This is a genomic window from Terrabacter sp. RAF57 (assembly GCF_052113925.1).
GTDB lineage: Bacteria > Actinomycetota > Actinomycetes > Actinomycetales > Dermatophilaceae > Terrabacter.
The window spans coordinates 416,051-435,990 of record NZ_JBFRDT010000002.1 but is presented as its reverse complement, the minus strand read 5'-3'; the positions used below and the strand labels follow the sequence as shown (position 1 = coordinate 435,990).

At 71.5% G+C, this 19,940-nt stretch carries 15 protein-coding genes; 11 read left to right on the top strand and 4 right to left on the bottom strand.

The annotated features are described in order from the left end of the window. Nucleotides 1-62: 62 nt before the first annotated feature. From AB4Y83_RS03815 to AB4Y83_RS03795, 5 genes are all read left to right on the top strand, one after another. Entirely contained in the window at nt 63-671 is a 609-nt protein-coding gene (locus tag AB4Y83_RS03815) for a hypothetical protein (protein WP_442296075.1), read from the top strand. Between the two features lie 4 nt (nt 672-675). Continuing rightward, nucleotides 676-1,314: a hypothetical protein gene (locus tag AB4Y83_RS03810; RefSeq protein ID WP_442275189.1), complete on the top strand. Its 639-nt coding sequence runs from the start codon at nt 676-678 to the stop codon at nt 1,312-1,314. 65 nt (nt 1,315-1,379) lie between these two features. Further along, entirely contained in the window at nt 1,380-3,062 is a 1,683-nt protein-coding gene (locus tag AB4Y83_RS03805) for an ABC-F family ATP-binding cassette domain-containing protein (RefSeq protein ID WP_020143200.1), read from the top strand. A 71-nt stretch (nt 3,063-3,133) separates the two neighbouring features. Further along, the gene (locus AB4Y83_RS03800; RefSeq protein ID WP_442296074.1) at nt 3,134-4,183 is read left to right on the top strand and encodes a nitronate monooxygenase; all 1,050 of its coding nucleotides are present in this window, start codon (nt 3,134-3,136) and stop codon (nt 4,181-4,183) included. Nucleotides 4,184-4,355: 172 nt separating this feature from the next. Then, nucleotides 4,356-4,886, top strand: coding sequence for a YbaK/EbsC family protein (locus AB4Y83_RS03795; protein ID WP_442296073.1), 531 nt, complete (start codon nt 4,356-4,358; stop codon nt 4,884-4,886). Between the two features lie 8 nt (nt 4,887-4,894). Here AB4Y83_RS03795 and AB4Y83_RS03790 read toward each other — a convergent pair whose 3' ends face one another. Then, complete coding sequence (locus tag AB4Y83_RS03790; protein ID WP_020143197.1) at nt 4,895-5,176, bottom strand: WhiB family transcriptional regulator; 282 nt, start codon at nt 5,174-5,176, stop codon at nt 4,895-4,897. A gap of 175 nt (nt 5,177-5,351) precedes the next feature. Here AB4Y83_RS03790 and AB4Y83_RS03785 point away from each other — a divergent pair, with 175 nt between their 5' ends. The 3 genes from AB4Y83_RS03785 to AB4Y83_RS03775 all read left to right on the top strand — a co-directional run bounded on the left by AB4Y83_RS03785 (nt 5,352) and on the right by AB4Y83_RS03775 (nt 13,482). After that, nucleotides 5,352-6,464, top strand: coding sequence for a MerR family transcriptional regulator (locus AB4Y83_RS03785; protein ID WP_442296191.1), 1,113 nt, complete (start codon nt 5,352-5,354; stop codon nt 6,462-6,464). Between the two features lie 160 nt (nt 6,465-6,624). Continuing rightward, nucleotides 6,625-12,420, top strand: a complete 5,796-nt coding sequence (gene pulA / locus AB4Y83_RS03780) for a pullulanase-type alpha-1,6-glucosidase (RefSeq protein WP_442296072.1) — start codon at nt 6,625-6,627, stop codon at nt 12,418-12,420. A gap of 120 nt (nt 12,421-12,540) precedes the next feature. Then, nucleotides 12,541-13,482 (top strand): aldo/keto reductase, encoded by a 942-nt coding sequence (locus AB4Y83_RS03775; protein ID WP_442296190.1) that lies wholly within the window; start codon nt 12,541-12,543, stop codon nt 13,480-13,482. Nucleotides 13,483-13,661: 179 nt separating this feature from the next. Here AB4Y83_RS03775 and AB4Y83_RS03770 read toward each other — a convergent pair whose 3' ends face one another. Next, entirely contained in the window at nt 13,662-14,975 is a 1,314-nt protein-coding gene (locus AB4Y83_RS03770) for an MFS transporter (protein WP_442296071.1), read from the bottom strand. A 5-nt stretch (nt 14,976-14,980) separates the two neighbouring features. After that, on the bottom strand, nt 14,981-15,619 hold the full coding sequence (locus AB4Y83_RS03765) for a winged helix-turn-helix domain-containing protein (RefSeq protein WP_442296070.1): 639 nt from the start codon (nt 15,617-15,619) through the stop codon (nt 14,981-14,983). Between the two features lie 265 nt (nt 15,620-15,884). On the opposite strand from AB4Y83_RS03765, the gene rplM reads away from it, so the two are divergent. Both rplM and rpsI read left to right on the top strand, forming a co-directional pair. Then, on the top strand, nt 15,885-16,328 hold the full coding sequence (gene rplM / locus AB4Y83_RS03760) for a 50S ribosomal protein L13 (RefSeq protein ID WP_020143191.1): 444 nt from the start codon (nt 15,885-15,887) through the stop codon (nt 16,326-16,328). A 35-nt stretch (nt 16,329-16,363) separates the two neighbouring features. Beyond that, the gene (gene rpsI / locus AB4Y83_RS03755; protein ID WP_020143190.1) at nt 16,364-16,867 is read left to right on the top strand and encodes a 30S ribosomal protein S9; all 504 of its coding nucleotides are present in this window, start codon (nt 16,364-16,366) and stop codon (nt 16,865-16,867) included. A 238-nt stretch (nt 16,868-17,105) separates the two neighbouring features. Here rpsI and AB4Y83_RS03750 read toward each other — a convergent pair whose 3' ends face one another. Then, the gene (locus AB4Y83_RS03750) at nt 17,106-18,272 is read right to left on the bottom strand and encodes a hypothetical protein (protein WP_442296069.1); all 1,167 of its coding nucleotides are present in this window, start codon (nt 18,270-18,272) and stop codon (nt 17,106-17,108) included. 258 nt (nt 18,273-18,530) lie between these two features. Here AB4Y83_RS03750 and glmM point away from each other — a divergent pair, with 258 nt between their 5' ends. After that, nucleotides 18,531-19,877: a phosphoglucosamine mutase gene (glmM, locus tag AB4Y83_RS03745; protein WP_442296068.1), complete on the top strand. Its 1,347-nt coding sequence runs from the start codon at nt 18,531-18,533 to the stop codon at nt 19,875-19,877. Nucleotides 19,878-19,940: the final 63 nt, after the last annotated feature.

The following is a 19,940-nucleotide window of genomic DNA, read 5'->3' as shown; positions in this document are numbered from 1 at the left end:
GCGGTGTCTCAGGCCCGAGACCCGACCGGCGGTCACCAGCCACCTGTGGTTGGATCGTCCGCATGAAGGCCCGCCCCACCCGTGTCGTCTCGGTGGGCGTCCTCACCTGCGCCCTGGTGCTCATGGGCTGTTCGAAGGACACCACCGCCTCGCCACCGGCGAGCAGCCCCGCCTCCGCGTCGGGTGCGACGTCCACGCCGACCGGCTCGGCCGCGACGGCAGCGGGCGACGAGGTCCGGGGCCGCTCGGGTGCCTTCACCGTGGTGCCTCCGGAGGGGTGGACCGAGGCGACCGACAAGGCCACCGGCGTGGCCGACATCGACCTCGTGCTCCTCTCGTCCAAGAAGGTCGGTGCCTTCGCCAACAACCTCGTGGTCACCTCGGCCGCCGGCGACCAGTCGGTCCTCGACGACGAGCTGGCCAAGGGCCGCCAGCAGCTCGGTGCCGCCGGACGCACCGTGTCCTCGGCTCCCGGCAAGAGCGTGTCGGGCTCCGCGGCCGCCGGCTTCACGACGACCTTCGAGCAGCAGGGCATCAAGGTGCTCGCCCGCTCCTACGGCGTCTCGCGCGGCGGCCGCATCTACCTGCTCACCCTCAGCTCCTCCCAGGCCGACGCGACGCACGCGATGGCCGAGTTCGACGAGCTCCTCTCGACCTGGGCGTGGACGTAGCCCCATGGCGTCTCGCGTGAGGACGTCGGCGGCACTGCTTCCGGCGATCGCCCTGGTCGTGGCCCCGTGCCTCGCCGGCTGCTCCGCCGACCCCGCCCCGGTGGCGCCGACGCCGACCGACGTCGGCGTCGTCCACCTGCCGACGTCAGCGGCGCCGACGACCGACAGCGGCGGCCACCGCATCGAGTCGCTCCCCGCCGCGGTCGGCCCGGTGGCGATGACCGAGGACCGCGTCCGCGGCGTGGACTACAGCTACCTCCAGCCCGCCGGGTGGAGCCGGGCCGAGCGCGACCTCGACCCGCCGCCGGACACCCTCGTGCAGCCCGACGACGACGGCGTGCCGGCGTTCATCGCGGTCGAGCGCCCGATCAAGGTGGGCTCGCACTCGCTGGCAGAGGTCGTCGACGGGATCCGTCAGGGCTTCGAGGCCAAGGGCCTGACGCCCATGGCGGCCCCCGAGCGCGAGATCGCCGGCTACCGGGCGATGGGCATCGTCGTCGACCAGTCGGAGCAGGTGCGCCACGTCTACTACGTCGTCGCCTACACCGAGCAGGCCTTCGCGATCCGGCTCACCTACGACCCTGCCCACCCGGAGGCGCTCGACGTCTACCGCGCCGTGCTCGACTCCTGGGCGTGGGGGTGACGCGTGCGCGACCGGATGCTTAACCGGGTGACGCGGCCACACGGCATACGTCAGGCTTGACTCTCGTGGGCCATGTCGACGTCAACTCCGTCTCGTTCAGCCTGCCTGACGGCAGGCCGCTGCTCAACGACGTCTCCGTGCGGGTCGGGGAGGGCGCCAAGGTCGCGCTCATCGGCCCCAACGGGACCGGGAAGACGACGCTGACACGGATCATCGCGGGCGACATCGCGGCCCATGAGGGCGCGGTGACGCGCTCGGGCGGTCTGGGCGTCATGCGCCAGTTCATCGGCAAGGTGCGCGACGACACGACCGTGCGCGACCTGCTCGTCTCGGTGGCGCCCGACCGCATCCGCGCCGCCGCCGAGGAGATCGACCGCAGCGAGCTGCTCATGATGGAGCGCGACTCCGAGGACGACCAGATGGCCTATGCCCACGCGCTCGTCGAGTGGGGCGAGGCTGGTGGCTACGAGCAGGAGACGCTCTGGGACCAGTGCACCGTCGCGGCCCTCGGCATCCCCTACGAGCAGGCGCAGTGGCGCACGGTCACGACGCTCTCCGGCGGTGAGCAGAAGCGGCTCGTGCTCGAGGCGCTGCTGCGCGGACCCGAGGAGGTGCTGCTCCTCGACGAGCCCGACAACTACCTCGACGTGCCGACGAAGCGCTGGCTCGAGGAGGCGCTCGTCGCCTCGCCCAAGACGGTGCTCTTCATCAGCCACGACCGCGAGCTGCTCGACCGGGTCGCCACCCGCGTCGCGACGCTCGAGCCCGGAGCCGCCGGCGCCACCCTCTGGGTGCACCCCGGCCGTTTCGCGACCTACGCCCAGGCCCGCACCGACCGCAACGACCGCCTCGAGGAGCTGCGCCGACGCTGGGACGAGGAGCACGTCAAGCTCAAGACCCTCGTGCAGACGCTCAAGGTCAAGGCCAAGTTCAACGACGGCATGGCCTCGCGCTACCAGGCCGCGCAGACCCGCCTCGCGAAGTTCGAGCAGGCCGGCCCGCCCGAGGAGACGCCGATGACGCAGTCGGTCAAGATGCGCCTCACCGGGGGTCGCACGGCCAAGCGGGCCATCGTCGCGACGGGGCTCGAGCTGACCGGCCTGATGAAGCCCTTCGACCTCGAGGTCTGGTACGGCGAGCGCGTCGCGATCCTCGGTAGCAACGGCTCGGGCAAGTCGCACTTCCTGCGGCTGCTCGCGTGCGGTGGCACCGATCCCGAGCGCGAGCACCAGCCCGTCGGCGACGTGCGTCCGGTGCCCGTCGATCACTCCGGCGTCGTGCGGCTGGGGTCGCGCGTGCGTCCGGGATGGTTCGCGCAGACGCACGAGCACCCCTCGCTCATGGGCCGCACGCTGCTCGAGATCCTGCACCGGGGTGACGAGCACCGCGAGGGGCGCCCGCGCGAGCAGGCCGCCCGCGCGCTCGACCGCTACGAGCTGGCGCGCTCGGGCGAGCAGAAGTTCGAGTCGCTGTCGGGCGGGCAGCAGGCCCGCTTCCAGATCCTGCTGCTCGAGCTCTCGGGCGCGACGATGCTGCTGCTCGACGAGCCCACAGACAACCTCGACCTCCAGTCGGCCGAGGCGCTCGAGGAGGGGCTCGACCGCTTCGAGGGGACCGTCGTGGCCGTGACCCACGACCGGTGGTTCGCGCGCGGCTTCGACCGCTTCCTCGTCTTCGGCGCCGACGGCCGCGTCTACGAGTCGACCGAGCCGGTGTGGGACGAGGGGCGGGTCGTCCGGCCGCGGTGACCCAGCCCACACTCCCCACGCAGGCCGCACGGCCCGGTGCCCCGGGCGGGGGAGCGGAGTAGCGTCGGGGCATGCTGCTGCGAACGCTCGAGACCGGTGTCGTCGGCGCCCCGATGGCGGGAGGCCCGACCTCTCCAGAGCTCGTCGCCGCGGTCGGCGAAGCCGGTGGTCTGGGCTTCCTCGCTGCCGGATACCTCACCGCACCTCAGCTCGCCTCGGCGATCGCCGAGGTGTGGGACGCGAGCTCGCGCCCCTTCGGCGTCAACCTCTTCGTGCCCGCCCAGGCGAACGCGTATGCCGTCGGGCCGGGGGAGCTGACCGGCGCCGAGCGCGCGGATGCGGTGGCCGCCTACCGCGAGACGCTGGGCGACGACGCGCGGTCCGTCGGCGTGGAGCCCGGTGAGCCGAGACCCGGCGACGACGACGACTGGGAACGCAAGCTCGACCTCGTCGTGCGGGAGCGAGTTCCCTTGGTGTCCTTCACGTTCGGGCTGCCGAGCACGGCGGTGCTCGGTGAGCTGCGCCGCGCCGGCATCGAGACCGTCGCCACGGTCACCGACGTCGACGAGGCGGCAGCGGCCCTCGGTGCCGGCGTCGACGGGCTCTGTCTCCAAGGACCGGAGGGCGGCGGACACCGTGGCACCCTCGATCCGGCCAAGGAGCCGTCGGCCTCCGACCTGCTCGACCTCGTCGCCGCCGTGCGGTTGCAGACGGACGTGCCGATCGTCGCCGCCGGCGGGATCTCGACCCCGGAGCGAGCCGCGCAGGTGCGGGCCGCCGGGGCTGACGCCGTCCAGGTCGGGACCGCCCTGCTCCTCACTCCTGAGGCCGGGACCGGCCTCGCCTACCGCCGCGCGCTCGCCGACCCTTCCTACGAGCGCACCGCCGTGACCCGGGCCTACTCGGGCCGCCTCGCCCGCGGTCTCGAGACCGAGTTCCTGCGTCGGCACGACGGCCACGCCCCGGCCGCCTACCCGGAGGTCCACCACCTCACGGTGCCGTTGCGGCGGGCGTCGGCACGCGCGGAGCGCTCGGACCTGCTCGCCCTGTGGGCCGGCTCGGGCTGGAGGTCGGCGCGGCCGGTGCCCGCGGCCACGGTCGTCGCCCTGCTCTCGCACTGACCCGGACGTCGGCCGCGTGAGTGAGCCGGACGCTCAACGACACCTGGCGTCCCTGACGGACGGGGTCGTATGCCGTCGCGCCCGCCCGCGGTCGGGGCCGTGTGCCGTCGGGCGTGCCGACGGCACACGGACCCTCTGGGCGGTGCGGGAGCGGGCGGCATACGCTCRGGCCATGCCGAGCGCCGAAGGAAACCTGACGTGGGTGGCCGCCTCCGAGCGCCCCGACCTGCTCGCCCCGCCCGTCGCGGCGGCACTCGAGCACGTGCCGGGGGTCCGGGTCGCCCCGATCGACGCCACGCTCGCCGACACGGCGGCCTTCTGCGAGGCCTACGACGTCGCGCCCGAGGCGTCGGCCAACTGCGTCGTCGTCGAGGCACGCCGCGGTGACGACACGACCCTCGCGGCCGTCATGGTGCTCGCGACCGACCGGGCCGACATCAACCGCGTCGTGCGCAAGCACCTCGGCGCCCGCAAGATCTCCTTCGCCGACCAAGCGAAGGCCCAGGAGCTGACCGGGATGCAGCAGGGTGGCATCACGCCGGTCGGGCTGCCGGCGGGCTGGCCGGTGCTCGTCGACGAAGCCGTCGTCGCGGYAGGTCCGGTCGTCATCGGCGCCGGCGTCCGCGGCGCGAAGCTGCTGCTCGACGGGGCGTCCCTCGCCGGACTGCCGACGGCACAGGTCATCGCCCTCGCCGTGCGCTGACGGCTCGGTCAGCCGGCGACGTCCCAGAGCATCTGGGCGCGTTCGGTCGGCGTCGTGCCGCCCCAGATGCCGAAGGTCTCGGGAACCCGGAGCGCGTGGTCGAGGCACCGCTCACGGACGGGGCACGAGGCGCACACCATGCGGGCGGCCTCGGTCTGCTCGCGGCGCTCGCGCTGGTCGAGCTCCTGGTCGTCGGCGAAGAACTGCTCGACGGCCTTGGTGCGGCAACGACCCTGCTCCTGCCACTCGTACGAGGAGTAGGTGGGGCGCGGAAGGCGAGTGATCGTCATGGCTTCCTCCGTCGGTCCGATCGAGCGATCTGATGCAGAACCTACGCAGAACTTATGCATTGCACAAGAGGTCTGCATAAGTTTATGATCCGGGGAGCCCGATCGGCGCTGGAGCGGTCCATGACGGGAATCTCGGACCGCTCCGCCCGACGCGGGTGACCAACGTGAAACGGTGATGATCGACATGAACCCGCAGCCGGCAGCCTCGAGGGAGCCTGGCCAGCCGGAGCCTGACCACCCCGAGCCGGGGGAGCGGGCGCCCGAGCTGGGCTGGCCCGTGGGAGTCGTGTCCGAGCGACTCGCCATCGCCGCGCCGACGCTCCGGTCCTGGGATCGCCGCCACGGCATCGGACCGAGCCTGAGGACCCGGGGCAACCACCGCCGGTACACCGAGCTCGACATCCGGCGCGTGCTGCTGATGTCCCGCCTGACCGCCCAGGGGGTGCCCGCGCAGAGCGCCGCGGACTCGGTGCTCGCGATGGACTCACAGGCGATCGCCGAACGTCTCGAGGGGGACCGCGGGTTCGCAGCACCGGGCGAGGGGGACGGGCTGGGTCGCGTGCCCGGGCCCCGTGGGCCCGGTGAGCCCGGTGAGCCCCGTGAGCCCGGTGTCGGTGGTGCGCGCGCCGGTGAGGTGGAGGGCTCCGAGCAGGATGCGACCGACCTCGTCGAGGCCATCGTGGGCGCGGCCCGGGCTCTCGACCCCCGCACCATGGCGCTGCTCTACCGCCAGGTCATGCGCCGTCGCGACGTCGGTCGGGCCTGGGTCGAGGTCTTTGCGCCGGCACTGCGCCGCGTCGGTGACCTCTGGGAGGAGGGCCGGCTCGGGGTGCAGTCCGAGCACCTGACGAGCGAGCTGCTCCAGTCCGAGCTGCGCGCGGTCGTGCGGGCCAACCGGCTCCGGGTCGCAGGTGTGCCCGTCGTGCTGGCCAGCGCCGACGACGAGCAGCACCACCTCCCGCTGCTCGCGCTCGAGGCCGAGCTAGCGCGCCACGGGGTGGCGAGCCTCTTCCTCGGCCCGCGCGTGCCGTCCGACGCCCTCGTGTCGGCGCTGCGTGAGTCGCAGCCGCGGGCCGTCTTCCTCTGGGCCTCGCTCGCGCGCCCGCAGGCCGAGCCGTTCTGGCGCGACCTCGAGATCATCGACTGGCCGCTCGAGGTCGTCATCGGCGGGCCCGGCTGGCCCGACGGGATCGCCGTGCCCGAGGGGCCGGTGACCGTGACGCGAGTTGCTGACTTCGGCGCGGCCGTGACGGCCCTCGTACCGCGCCCGGGTGCCTCGGTGGGCTGATCTGCTGTCGTTCGGCGCAAGAAACCGCAATATCCTGAGCCTGAGTGCAAAATTTTGCAGTGCAGGTCTGGCGCGGTGTCCGATTCGGGCGCTAAGTTCTCCCCCGGTGGTCGAGCGTCCAGACGCGGGCGTGAGCGACCCAGCCCACGAAGGAGTGCGCATGCGCCGTCGCCCGGCCCTGTCCGTCGCCAGCATCTCGGCCCTGGTCATGGCGGGACTCGCCGTCCCGCTGGCCGGGGCACCGACCGCCCGGGCGGACGCTCCGCGCACCGCGACGGTCGTGGGGTCCCTCCAGGACGAGCTCGGCTGCAGCGGCGACTGGACGCCCGACTGCACCGCCACCGACCTCGCGCTCGAGCCGGGCACGACGACGTATGCCGCCGAGTTCCGTCTGCCCAAGGGCAGCTACGAGCTCAAGGTGGCCATCAACCACTCGTGGGACGAGAGCTACGGCCAGGGCGGCGGCAACGTGCCGCTCGTCCTCGCCGGCCCGGCCACGCTGCGCTTCACCTACGACGACACGACCCACGCCATCGGCATCGCCCCCACCGACCTGCCCGGTGCCGCCACGAAGGCCGACACGAAGCTGGCCGCCTCGTCGCTGCGCTCGCTCGCGACGAAGGAGCGCTTCTACTTCGTCATGGCCGACCGCTTCGCCAACGGCGACACGGCCAACGACCAGGGCGGCCTGACAGGCGGACCGCTCTCCACCGGCTTCGACCCGACGAACGAGGGGTTCTACCACGGTGGTGACCTCAAGGGCCTGACCGGCAAGCTCGACTACATCAAGGGCCTCGGCACGACCGCGATCTGGCTCACGCCGTCGTTCAAGAACCGCCCCGTGCAGGGCAGCGGCTCCGACGCGAGCGCCGGCTACCACGGCTACTGGATCACCGACTTCACCCGGATCGACCCGCACCTGGGCACGAACGCCGACATGAAGGCGCTCATCTCGGCCGCCCACGCGAAGGGGATGAAGGTCTACTTCGACATCATCACCAACCACACGGCCGACGTCATCTCCTACGAGGGCGGCTCCTATTCCTACGTCAACAAGGAGACGAGCCCCTACAAGGACGCCCGCGGCAAGGCCTTCGATGACGCCGCCGTCGCCGGCAAGCCGGCCTGCGCCGGCGACACCGTGCCGGACTGCTTCCCGAAGATGACGGCGGGCACGTCCTTCCCGTACGTGCCGAAGGTCGCCGACGCCGACAAGGACGTCAAGGTCCCGGCCTGGCTCAACGACACGACGCTCTACCACAACCGCGGTGACTCCACGTATGCCGGCGAGTCGTCGACCTACGGTGACTTCTCCGGCCTCGACGACCTCTTCACCGAGAACCCCAAGGTCGTCACGGGCATGGAGGACATCTACAACTCCTGGGTCGACTTCGGCGTCGACGGCTTCCGCATCGACACCGTCAAGCACGTCAACATGCAGTTCTGGCAGGCCTTCTCGCCGGCAATCCTCAGCCATGCCAAGGCGATCGGCAACGACGACTTCTTCATGTTCGGTGAGGTCTACGACGGCAACCCCGCCTACACGAGCCAGTTCACGACGAAGGGTGCGCTGCCGGCGACCCTCGACTTCGGCTTCCAGGGTGCGGCGCTCGGCTTCGCCCAGGGCAAGGCGACCACCGGCATCCGCGACCTCTTCGCGGGTGACGACTACTACACCGACACGGACTCGAACGCCTACGAGCTGCCGACGTTCCTCGGCAACCACGACATGGGTCGCGTCGGCGCGATGCTGCTCGCCGGCGGCGCCACGGGTGACGACCTGCTGGCCCGCGACCGCCTCGCGACGTCCCTGATGTTCCTGACCCGCGGCAACCCGGTCGTCTACTACGGCGACGAGCAGGGCTTCACCGGTCCGACGAGCGACTTCGGCGACAAGCGTGCGCGCCAGGACATGTTCGCCAGCCGGACGCCGATCTACCAGGACGACGTCGTCGTCGGGAGCAGCAAGCCCGCCGGCTCCGGCTCGCACTACGACACGTCCGCACCGCTCTACCGGGAGATCAAGGCGCTCTCCGCCCTCCGCGCGGCCAACCCGGCCCTCGCGGACGGGGCGCAGGTGCACCGCTACGCCTCGGACGCGGCCGGCATCTACGCGATCAGCCGCATCGACAAGGCGGCCAAGCGCGAGTACGTCGTCGTCGCCAACAACGCCACGACGGCGAAGACCGCGACCTTCTCGACCTACTCCGCCGGCTCGAAGCTCGTGCCGCTCCTCGGCGCCACCTCGGACCTGCGCGCCGCGGCCGACGGGCGCGTCACGGTGACCGTCCCGCCGCTGTCGGTGGCGGTCTATCGGGCGAACTCGACCATGGCGCAGCCGAAGTCGGCTCCCGCGATCTACCCGACGTCGCCCAGCGCGGGTGGTGTCGTGGGTGGTCGTGCGGAGATCGGCGCCGCCCTGCCCGGTAACACGTTCGCGGAGGTCTCCTTCCTCCAGCGCCCGGTAGGCACCTCAGCCTGGACGCCGCTGGGCACGGACGACAACGCGCCCTACCGCGTCTTCCACGACGTGTCCGGCCTCGCCAAGGGCACGCTCGTCGAGTACCGCATCGTGGCCAAGGACGTCGCCGGCCACGTCTCGGCGACCTCCACCTACGGCATCGTGGGCGAGCCCGAGACGTCCGGCGGCGGTGGCGGCGGTGGCGTCGGCCCCGTCACCCAGCCCGACAACGTCAGCGTCCCCGGCAACCACAACTCCGAGATGGGCTGCCCGGGCGACTGGCAGCCGGACTGCGCGGAGGCGCAGCTCGCCCTCGACGCCAAGGACGACATCTGGAAGGGCACCTTCGACGCCATCCCGGCCGGCGACTACGAGTACAAGGCCGCGATCGACAAGTCGTGGGACGAGAACTACGGTGCCGGAGCGGTCAAGGGCGGCGGCAACATCGCCTACACAGCCGCCGGCAAGACCATCACCTTCTACTACGACCACCGCACCCACTGGGTGACCAACGACGCGACGGGCCCGATCATCACGGCTCCCGGCAGCTTCCAGAGCGAGCTCGGCTGCCCGGGAGACTGGGCGCCCGACTGCATGCGGTCGTGGCTGCAGGACCCCGACGGTGACGGCACGTACGTCTTCACCACGGACCAGATCCCCGCGGGCTCCTACGAGTTCAAGGTCGCCGTGGGTCTGTCCTGGACCGAGGCCTACCCGGCCAACAACGTCGCGTTCTCGGTCCCGGCCGACGGCGTGCTGACCACGATCACCTACAAGACCTCGACGCACGAGGTCACGGTCAAGACGTCCAAGGCGGGCGCCGCGCCCGACCTGACGAAGTCCAAGGCCTACGTCGTGGGTCCCGACCTCGTCGCCTGGCCCGCATCGGCGCTGCCGGCCGGCACCGACCCCGCGACGCTCGACTGGCGCCTGCACTGGTCGGCCGACGGCGGTCTCGCCGTCGACGCGGAGGCTGTCACCGGCGGCTCCGTGGCGAGCCTGACGCGCGACCCGGCAGGGCTGCCCGCCTCGCTCGTGGCCGCCCACCCGGAGCTCAAGGGGGCCGTGGCCCTGCGTCTCGACAAGGCGACCGCCGCGCTGATGCCCGAGATCCTCAAGGGTCAGGTCGCCGTCGCGATGTACGCCTCGACGGGCCAGCTGCTCGACGCGACGGGCGCGCAGACGGCCATCGCCCTCGATGCGATCTACGCCGCCAGGGCGGCCGCTCGCACCTACGGTGTCGGCTTCACGCGCAGCCGCGCGACGTTCAGCCTCTGGGCCCCCACGGCGCAGCAGGTCACCCTGCTCACCTGGCCGGCCCGTTCGGCGGACCGTCCGGTCGACACGGCCCGACGCACGACGATGACGCGCTCGTCCGACGGGGCGTGGACGACGAGCCTCAGCACCTCGACGGCGCTCAACGCCCGCTACCTCTACGAGGTGAAGGTGTGGGCGCCGACGACGGGGACGGTCGAGACCAACGTCGTCACCGACCCGAGCTCGGTGGCGCTGACGCCGAACTCCACGCGGTCCGTCGCCGTCGACCTGACGAGCCCGGCGTTCATGCCCTCGGTGTGGAGCCGCACCCCGTCGCCGAAGCTCGCCCAGGACGTCGACTCGACGATCTACGAGCTGCACATCCGCGACTACTCCATGTCGGACGCCAAGGTCCCGGCGGCCTTGCGTGGCAGCTACCTCGCCTTCGCCGCGGACGGTGACGGCAGGGCGCACCTCAAGGCGCTCGCCAAGGCGGGTCTCAACACCGTGCACCTGTTGCCGAGCTTCGACATCGCCTCGATCGAGGAGGACAAGGCCAAGCAGCAGACGCCGCAGTGCGACCTCGCCTCGTATGCGCCCGACAGCGAGGAGCAGCAGAAGTGCGTCGGGGCCGTCGCGGCCAAGGACGCCTTCAACTGGGGCTACGACCCGTACCACTACAGCGTTCCCGACGGCTCGTACGCGTCGAGCACCAGCGCGGCCGACGGCGGGACCCGCGTGGCCGAGTTCCGCACGATGGTCGGAGCCCTGCACCAGGACGGCCTCCGCGTCGTGCTCGACCAGGTCTTCAACCACACGGCCCAGTCGGGCCAGGGCGACAAGTCCGTGCTCGACAAGGTCGTGCCCGACTACTACCACCGCCTGAACGCGAGTGGCGCCGTCGAGACCTCGACGTGCTGCCAGAACGTCGCCACCGAGCACGCCATGGGCCAGAAGCTCATGGTCGACTCCGTGGTGTCCTGGGCCCGCAACTACCGGGTCGACGGCTTCCGCTTCGACCTCATGGGCCACCACAGCAAGGCCAACATGCTCGCCGTGCGCTCGGCCCTCGACGCCCTGACGCTCTCGAAGGACGGCGTCGACGGCAGGTCGATCTACCTCTACGGCGAGGGCTGGAACTTCGGCGAGGTCGCCGACAACAAGCTCTTCGTGCAGGCGACGCAGGGCCAGCTCGGTGGCACGGGCATCGGCACCTTCTCCGACCGCCTGCGTGACGGCGTGCGTGGAGGGGGACCGTTCGACGAGGACCCGCGTCGTCAGGGCTTCGGCTCCGGCGAGGCGACCGACCCGAACGGTGCCGCGACCAACGCCGACGCGGCCACCCGCCTCGGCAGCGACACCGACCTCGTCCAGCTCGGCCTGGCCGGCAACCTCAAGACGTTCACCTTCCGCAGCCAGAAGACCGGGACGGTCGTCAACGGCACACAGGTCGACTACAACGGGTCCCCGGCCGGCTACGCCGACCAGCCCGACGAGGTCGTCAGCTACGTCGACGCCCACGACAACGAGACGCTTTTCGACTCGCTGACGTACAAGCTGCCGGTCGCGACGTCGATGCAGGACCGGGTGCGGATGAACACCCTGTCCCTCGCCACGACCGCTCTGGCGCAGACGCCGTCGTTCTGGCACGCCGGCGCCGACCTGCTCCGCAGCAAGTCGCTCAACCGCGACTCGTACGACAGCGGTGACTGGTTCAACAGGCTCGACTGGACCGGCGCCGACAACGGCTTCGGCCATGGCCTGCCGCCGCAGGAGCAGAACTCCGCCAAGTGGCCGTTCATGAAGCCGCTGCTCGCCAACATGGCGCTCAAGCCGTCCGCCGCCGACGTGCGCAGCGCCGACGCGATGGCTCAGGACCTGCTGCGACTTCGCTTCAGCACCAAGCTGTTCCGTCTCGGCAACGCGGCTGCCATCAACGCCAAGGTGACCTTCCCGGTCTCCGGCACGGCCGACGCGAAGCAGGGTGTCATCGTCATGCGGATCGACGACACGAAGGGAGTCGACGTCGACCCGGCGCTGCGCGGAGCGGTCGTCGTCTTCAACGCGACCCCCGACGCCGTGACCCAGAAGGTCCCCGGCCTCAGCGGCGCGGTCTCGCTGAGCGCGGTCCAGGCGAACGGCGCCGACAACGTCGTCAAGCAGGCGGCATACGACGCGGGAAGCAGCTCGTTCTCCGTGCCCGCGCGCACGGTCGCGGTCTTCGTCCAGCCGAACTGACCACGCGGCCTCCTCGAAGGCCGGTCCCCGCGACGCGGGGGCCGGCCTTCGTCATGGGTGCGGGACCTGCCGACCGGTCGGGCCCGGGCATAGGTTGGACGGGTGACTGCGACTCCTGACATGACCTACCGGCAGCTCGGCGACAGCGGGCTCACCGTCTCGACCGTCGGCATCGGCTGCAACAACTTCGGTCGGCGCCTCGACCAGGACGGCACGAACGCCGTGGTGCGCCAGGCCCTCGACAGCGGCATCACGCTCTTCGACACCGCCGACATCTACGGCCAGGGCGCCAGCGAGGAGATGCTCGGCCTCGCTCTGGGATCTGAGCGCGAGAACGTCGTGGTGGCAACGAAGTTCGGCATGGACATGCAGGGCGCCAACGGTCCCGACTGGGGTGTGCGTGGGTCGCGCCGCTACGTGCGCAAGGCCGTCGAATCGAGCCTGCGTCGCCTCGGCACCGACTGGATCGACCTCTACCAGCTGCACCGACCCGACCCGCAGACCCCGATCGACGAGACGCTCGCGGCGCTCGACGAGCTGGTCCGCGAGGGCAAGGTGCGCTACCTGGGCAGCAGCAACTTCACGGGCTGGCAGGTCGTCGACGCCGACTGGACGGCGCGGGCCGCCGGCACCTCACGGTTCGTCTCGGCGCAGAACGAGTACTCGCTGCTCGAGCGCGACGTCGAGGACGAGGTCGTCCCCGCGTGCGAGCACGTCGGCGTCGGGCTGCTCCCGTTCTTCCCGCTGGCCTCCGGCCTGCTCACCGGGAAGTACCGTCGTGGCGAGCCGGCCCCCGAGGGCACGCGCCTGGCCGGGATGGCCGACCGGCTCGGCGGCGCCGACTGGGACACGATCGAGGCCCTCGAGGCGTATGCCGCCCAGCGCGGTCTGCGCCCCATCGACGTCGCGATCGGCGGGCTCGCGGCCCAGCCGGCGGTCGCCTCGGTGATCGCGGGGGCGACGCGGCCCGAGCAGGTCGTCGACAACGTCCGGGCCGGTCTGTGGGAGCCCACCGTCGAGGACCTCGCCGAGATCGACGCCGTCACCACCCCGCCCGCCTGACCCCCGCTTCACGTCGAGTGAGCGCCCCGTCCCACTCGAGTGAGCGCCCCGTCCCACCCCTTCCGTCGAGTGGCCCCGTCCCACCGGGCGCACGCCCGCGATCGACGAGTGACCCCGCCGTCACAGGCCCGGGAGGCGCGTGTGGCGGGGGGGCCACTCGTGTGGGGGTTGAGGGCGGCTCAGTCGACGGCGGGGTGGAGCGCAGGCCCGGTCGTGACGCCCTCGGCCGCGCGGGCCTTCTCGGCGCGCAGGGCGTGCCGGTAGAACCAGGCGCCGAGGATGCTGACGGCTCCTGCGGTCACCATGGCCACCTGTGTCGAGGTGCGCTCGGCGAGCAGGCCCAGGAGCGGGGCCGCGATGCCGAAGGCCACGGAGGCGACCATGGAGTTCATCGACAGGACCGTGGCGCGGTTGCGGGCCTGGGCCTCGCGGTGGAGCAGCGCGGAGTGGGCCGGACCGGCCGCGCCGTGCAGCAGGTACGTGACGCCGTAGGCGGCGATGAGCGCCGCAGGCCCCGCGACGAGTCCCATGGCGACCGCGCCGAGGCCGTTGAGCACGCGGGCGGCGATCGCGGTGCGGGTGACGCCGATGCGGCGGCTCGACCATCCCGAGAGGGCCGCGCCGAGGGCGAAGACGGCCCATCCTGCGGCGGCCACCGGGCCCATGATCGCGCCGGCGCGCTCCTCGCCACCGACGAGCTCGGCGAGACGGATCGGCTGGAAGGTCTCGAAGACGATCATCGCCACCGACCAGAACACCTCGACGCAGACGATGCCGCGCAGCGCGCGGTTGCTCCGCAGCAGGCCCAGGCCGTCGCGCACGACGGCGGGAGCCTCCTTCGCGGAGGCGAGGGCGCGGCGGGCACCCGAGGCGTCGAGGTGCTCGGCGCCGCGCGGCTCGCGCAGGAGGACGAGGACGGCGACGAGGTGCACGACGTTGAGGGCGACGAAAACGGCGACGGGCAGCACGAGCGCCGACGCACCCGCGAACGGGTGCCACCAGACGAGGCCGCCGGAGACGAGGGCCCCAGAGGCGATCGCCCCGCCGAGCACGGTGCCCTGGGCCGCGAGGGCACCGTCGACGTCGGCGCCGGGAGTCGTGGCGTGCACCGTGTCGACGAACCACGCCTCGAGGGGGCCGGAGTCGAGGGCGCGGAAGATGCCGGTGAGCACGGCGGCCGCGAAGAAGGCCCAGAAGGAGTGCGCCACGAGCAGGATGCTGCTCGCGAGGACGTTGACGACGGCCGAGACGACGAAGACCGGCCGGCGGCCGAAGGCGTCCGCGAAGCCGCTCGTCGGCAACTCGAGCGCGAAGATCGTCAGCCCGGCGGCGGACGAGATGGTCATCGCCTGCGCCACGGTGAGGCCTCGCTCCAGCTGCCACAGGGTGAGCAGGCCGACGACGAGCCCGACCGGGAACCACCGGGTGAAGCTCAGGGCGAGGAAGACGCGGCGGGCCGCAGTGGGGGAGAGCAGGGTGTCCCGTGGGCTCATCGGGCTCAGTCCTTCGTCGTCGTCGTCGGGGGTCGGTCGAGGTCGAGCGGGTAGGCGAAGGCGTAGACGGCGATCCGCCGCGCCTGCGGGTTGCCCTGTCCGACGCGGCGGTAGCGCTCGATGAGGTCCCACATCTCCTCCCGCATCGCCTCGAGGGACTCGGCGGTGACGAGCACGGCCGCGTCGCTCGAGCCGCAAGCGTCCTGCCACGCGGTGGGCCATGTCGTCGAGACGTCGAGCCACTTGTCGTACTGCTCGCTGAAGTGGCGGGCGTAGTCGCGGGTGAGCCAGTTGAGGGCGGTCTCGGAGTCCTCGTCACCCTCGAAGTCGCTCGGGTGCCAGGAGTGGTACTCGGAGCTCGCGCGCCACAGCCGGCGCTTGCCCTCGCCCTCCTCGGTGTCGTGGACGAGCCCGACGGACTCGAGCTTGCGCAGGTGGTAGCTCGTGGCGCCGGAGTTGGTGCCGAGGAGCGTGGCGAGGTCGGTCGCGGTCGACGGGCCGCCTCGGCGCAGCGCCCCGAGCAGGCGTGACCGGAGCGGATGGGCGAGGACGCGCACGCTCTCCGGCGTGAGCCAGACGTTCTCGTCGTCGGAGGGCCCGGACGACGCGGTCGGGGAGGGGTTCGAGGGGTCCTGTGCAGCCATAGTGTGCACAATACCTCTGCACACTTCATGTGCACAAGATCTGTGCACGGAGGTCTCGATGTGCCATCCGTGCAGGTCAGGCACTGTTTTCGGTGTCCGTGCCCGTGATTTGGGCACAGGCACGCGACCCCGTAACATGGATGAAGTTGTGCACCGGGCCGTCAGGCGAACCCGTCATCACCACCCCGTGGACGAGACGGGCGACGCGGACCGAGCCCAGCGGCATTCACTGCTCCACCATTTTCAGAAGCGAAGGCAGACTCCATTGCGCACGTACACCCCGAAGCCCGGCGAGGTCACTCGCACGTGGCACGTCATCGACGCGACCGACGTCGTGCTCGGCCGTCTCGCGAGCCAGGCCGCTGTCCTGCTCCGGGGCAAGCACAAGCCGCAGTTCGCACCGCACGTCGACACCGGTGACTTCGTCATCATCATCAACGCCGACAAGGTTGCCCTGACCGGCGCCAAGCTCGAGCAGAAGAAGGCCTACCGCCACTCGGGCTTCCCGGGTGGCCTGCGGTCGACCTCCTACACCGAGCTGCTCGCCAAGAGCCCCGAGAAGGCCGTCGAGAAGGCCATCCGCGGCATGCTCCCGAAGAACTCGCTGGCCCGCCAGCAGCTCTCCAAGCTCAAGGTCTACCGCGGTGCCGAGCACCCGCACGCGGCCCAGCAGCCCGTCCCCTTCGAGATCACCCAGGTTGCGCAGTAAGCCCCCCGGCTGCTGCGTAGAAAGCGACAAGACACGTGACTGACATCGTGAACGAGGAAGTCCTCGACACCGACGAGCCCGAGCTGACCGAGTACACCTCGGAGTCCGACGGCTCCGTCGCCGGCGAGCCGAAGCGCGCCCGTGAGGTCTCGACCCCCGGCGCTGCGACCGGTCGCCGCAAGCAGGCCATCGCCCGCGTGCGCATCGTCCCCGGCACCGGCGAGTGGAAGATCAACGGCCGCACCCTCGACGCCTACTTCCCCAACAAGGTGCACCAGCAGATCGTCAAGGAGCCCCTGACGCTCCTCGAGCTCGACGGCTCCTACGACGTGCTCGTCCGCGTGCACGGCGGTGGCCCCTCCGGCCAGGCCGGCGCGGTCCGCCTCGGCGTCGCCCGCTCGCTGAACGGCATCGACGAGGAGCTCAACCGTCCCGCCCTCAAGAAGGCCGGCTTCCTCACCCGTGACCCCCGCGTCCCGGAGCGCAAGAAGGCCGGTCTCAAGAAGGCCCGCAAGGCTCCCCAGTACTCCAAGCGCTGATGCTTCGGCTGGCGCCGAGCATCACCGCTTGGCTCCAGTCGCGCTGATGCTTCGGCTGGCGCCGAGCATCACCGCTTGGCTCCAGTCGCGCTGATGCTTCGGCTGGCGCCGAGCATCACCGCCTGGCTCCAGTAGCGCTGAGTCGGCTGCCCAGCTGGTTGTACGAAGGCCCCCGAGCACTGCTCGGGGGCCTTCGTCGTTCCCGAGGGCGTATGCCGCCGGGCGGGTCGGTGACGCGTCAGCCAACCGTCGCGTGGCTGAGGTCGCACCGGTTGGTGTCGTTGGACCACGTGGCCTGCATCGCGAAGCTGCCGGACGTCGTCGAGACGTTGCCCGCGCCGCCCGCGCCGCCCGGTGCGATCCACGCGCACTCGTCGGCGTTCTCCTGACCGGAGTAGGTGCGCGACGTCGTGTTCGTCCATCCGCCGGCCGGGTTCTGGTCGGTGATCGTCTCGGCGTACTCGTGGCCCTCGACCATGGAGTAGCCGTCGTCGGTGCCCGCGGCGCCGGTGTTGACGAAGTTCTGCCCGCAGCTCGTGCCCATGTCCATGACGTAGGGCATGTTCGTGAAGGCGATGTCGCCGTACGGGCTGGTCGACCCGACGTAGGGGTCACCGTTGTAGTCGTGCCAGGCGCAGAACTGCCCGGACGAGGTGTTGAAGCCGTCCGGGTGCGTGCCGGTCGGGGAGAGGACGACGTACTGCGCGTCGCGGTTGCTGGCGGCGGTGCTGTTGCCGAAATGCCCTGCGGCGCGGACGGCTTCGTCGCCGAGCTGCTTGGCCGTGGCGTTCGCGGGCGCTGCGACCGACGGGTCGAACCACACGCCGGCGAGAGCCCCATCGGTCGGGTAGCGCACGTGCGCAGCGCTCGACGGGCAGGAGGTCGCGCCCTTGGCCACGAGCGGACCGTCGCAGTACTGCGTCATGACGCCCGACCAGGCCTCGCCGCCCGTCCCCAGGCCCTTGAAGAGCTTCTGCACGACCGGGGCCCCTGACTTCGGGTCGCCGGTGAAGGTGAGGTTGCCGCCGGCGTCGGTGCCCTGGCTGCCCCACTGGCTGCCGTAGAACACGAGGTAGACCTTCTCGGCGCCGCCGCTCGTGACGCCGATCCCGTCGACGCCGCCGCCGTAGGAGAGCGTCTTGGCCTGCGTGGGCCGCGCCCCCTTCGTCTGTGCCTCCCACCGGTGCATCTGGGTGTTGAGCTCACGGGTCGGCACCGCGCCGTGGCGGTAGGGGTGGCCGTAGGCCGGAGAGTACGGGTTGGTCACCCCTGCGCCGGACGCGCCGGCAGCGGGCGCGGACGTGCTCGGTGCCGCGGCGGACGCGCCGAGCGCCGTCGCCACGCTGAGGACGGTGGCGGCGGTGGCGGTGGCGGCGACCAGTCGCCGTGAACGTCGAGTGCTCATCGAGTGCCTCTCTGGGAAGGACCCGGGAAGGCCCGCGGGTGTCGGGCCCCGGGATGGCCACATCGTCGCGGGGTGCGTCTGTGAAGTGGATGGGAGCCACCTGCCAGTTCCCTGCCACTTTCCGGCACGATCAGAGCGGGTATGTCCGTTGTGACCCTTTGGAGCTCCGCCGGATGGTCGTATGCCGTCGGGGCGGTATCGTCGTGCGAGCACATCAGCCGGCCCAGTGGGTCGGACCCATCGGGAAGGCACACAAGCGTGGCTCGACTCTTCGGCACGGACGGCGTCCGTGGTGTGGCGAACAAGGACATCACCGCCGAGCTCGCGCTCGACCTCTCCGTCGCCGCGGCGCACGTCCTCGGCGAGGTGGGCGCCTTCAACGGTCACCGCCCCGTCGCCGTCGTCGGCCGCGACCCCCGGGCGTCCGGCGAGTTCCTGGCGGCCGCCACGGTGGCCGGCCTCGCATCGGCGGGCATCGACGTGCGCGACGCGGGCGTGCTGCCCACACCAGCGATCGCCTACCTCGTGGGCGAGCAGGACGCCGACCTCGGTGCCATGCTCTCGGCGTCGCACAACCCGATGCCCGACAACGGCATCAAGTTCTTCGCCCGGGGCGGGCACAAGCTCGCCGACGACCTCGAGGACCGCATCGAGGCCCGGCTGCGCGACGAGTGGCAGCGTCCCACGGGCGGTGACGTCGGCCGCATCACGCCCCTGCTCGACGGCGGGGACCGCTACGTCGCGCACCTGCTCTCGGTGCTGCCGCACCGGCTCGAGGGTCTGCACGTCGTCGTCGATGCCGCGCACGGGGCTGCGTCGGAGGTCGCTCCGCGCGCCTTCCGTGAGGCCGGGGCGCAGGTGACCGTCATCGGCGGCGAACCCGACGGGCTCAACATCAACGACGGCTACGGCTCCACGCACCTCGAGCACCTCAAGGAGACCGTCGTCTCGGTCGGCGCCGACTTCGGCATCGCCCTCGACGGCGACGCCGACCGCTGCCTCGCCGTCGACGCCGCCGGCCACGAGGTGGACGGCGACCAGATCATGGCGATCCTCGCGCTCGCCATGAAGGAGCAGGGCGTGCTGCGCGGCGACACGCTCGTCGCGACCGTCATGTCCAACCTCGGCATGATCCAGGCTCTCGGCGGCGCCGGCATCAAGGTGCTGCAGACCGCTGTCGGCGACCGCTACGTCCTCGAGGGGATGAAGTCCGGCGGCTATGCGCTCGGCGGCGAGCAGTCCGGTCACGTCGTCATGCTCGACCACGGCACGACGGGCGACGGCACCCTCACCGGGCTCATGCTCGCCTCACGGGTCGCCGCGACCGGTCGGACTCTCGCCGACCTCGCCGGCATCATGACCCACTTCCCCCAGGTGCTCGTCAACGTCAAGGACGTCGACAAGTCGGCCCTCGAGGCCAACACGGCCGTCGCCGACGCCGTGCGTGCGGCGGAGGGAGAGCTGGGGGAGAGCGGTCGGGTCCTGCTGCGCAAGTCCGGCACCGAGCCGGTCGTCCGCGTCATGGTCGAGGCCGCCGACGGCGACCAGGCCCGCACCCTCGCCGACCGCCTCGTCGGGGTCGTCAGGGCCGAGCTGTCGCTCTGAGCCCGCCGGACGGCATACGCCCTCGGGGGTCCGGTCGAAACCGGGTCGAGCGCGGGGCCGCTG

Excerpts from the sequence above, each read along its gene's own strand:
- AB4Y83_RS03815 (WP_442296075.1), top strand. The coding sequence starts at position 63 with ATGAAGGCCCGCCCCACCCGTGTCGTCTCGGTGGGCGTCCTCACCTGC.
- AB4Y83_RS03810 (WP_442275189.1), top strand. The coding sequence starts at position 676 with ATGGCGTCTCGCGTGAGGACGTCGGCGGCACTGCTTCCGGCGATCGCC.
- AB4Y83_RS03800 (WP_442296074.1), top strand. The coding sequence starts at position 3,134 with ATGCTGCTGCGAACGCTCGAGACCGGTGTCGTCGGCGCCCCGATGGCG.
- AB4Y83_RS03790 (WP_020143197.1), bottom strand. The coding sequence starts at position 5,176 with ATGACGATCACTCGCCTTCCGCGCCCCACCTACTCCTCGTACGAGTGG.
- AB4Y83_RS03785 (WP_442296191.1), top strand. The coding sequence starts at position 5,352 with ATGATCGACATGAACCCGCAGCCGGCAGCCTCGAGGGAGCCTGGCCAG.
- pulA (WP_442296072.1), top strand. The coding sequence starts at position 6,625 with ATGCGCCGTCGCCCGGCCCTGTCCGTCGCCAGCATCTCGGCCCTGGTC.
- AB4Y83_RS03775 (WP_442296190.1), top strand. The coding sequence starts at position 12,541 with ATGACCTACCGGCAGCTCGGCGACAGCGGGCTCACCGTCTCGACCGTC.
- AB4Y83_RS03770 (WP_442296071.1), bottom strand. The coding sequence starts at position 14,975 with ATGAGCCCACGGGACACCCTGCTCTCCCCCACTGCGGCCCGCCGCGTC.
- AB4Y83_RS03765 (WP_442296070.1), bottom strand. The coding sequence starts at position 15,619 with ATGGCTGCACAGGACCCCTCGAACCCCTCCCCGACCGCGTCGTCCGGG.
- AB4Y83_RS03750 (WP_442296069.1), bottom strand. The coding sequence starts at position 18,272 with ATGAGCACTCGACGTTCACGGCGACTGGTCGCCGCCACCGCCACCGCC.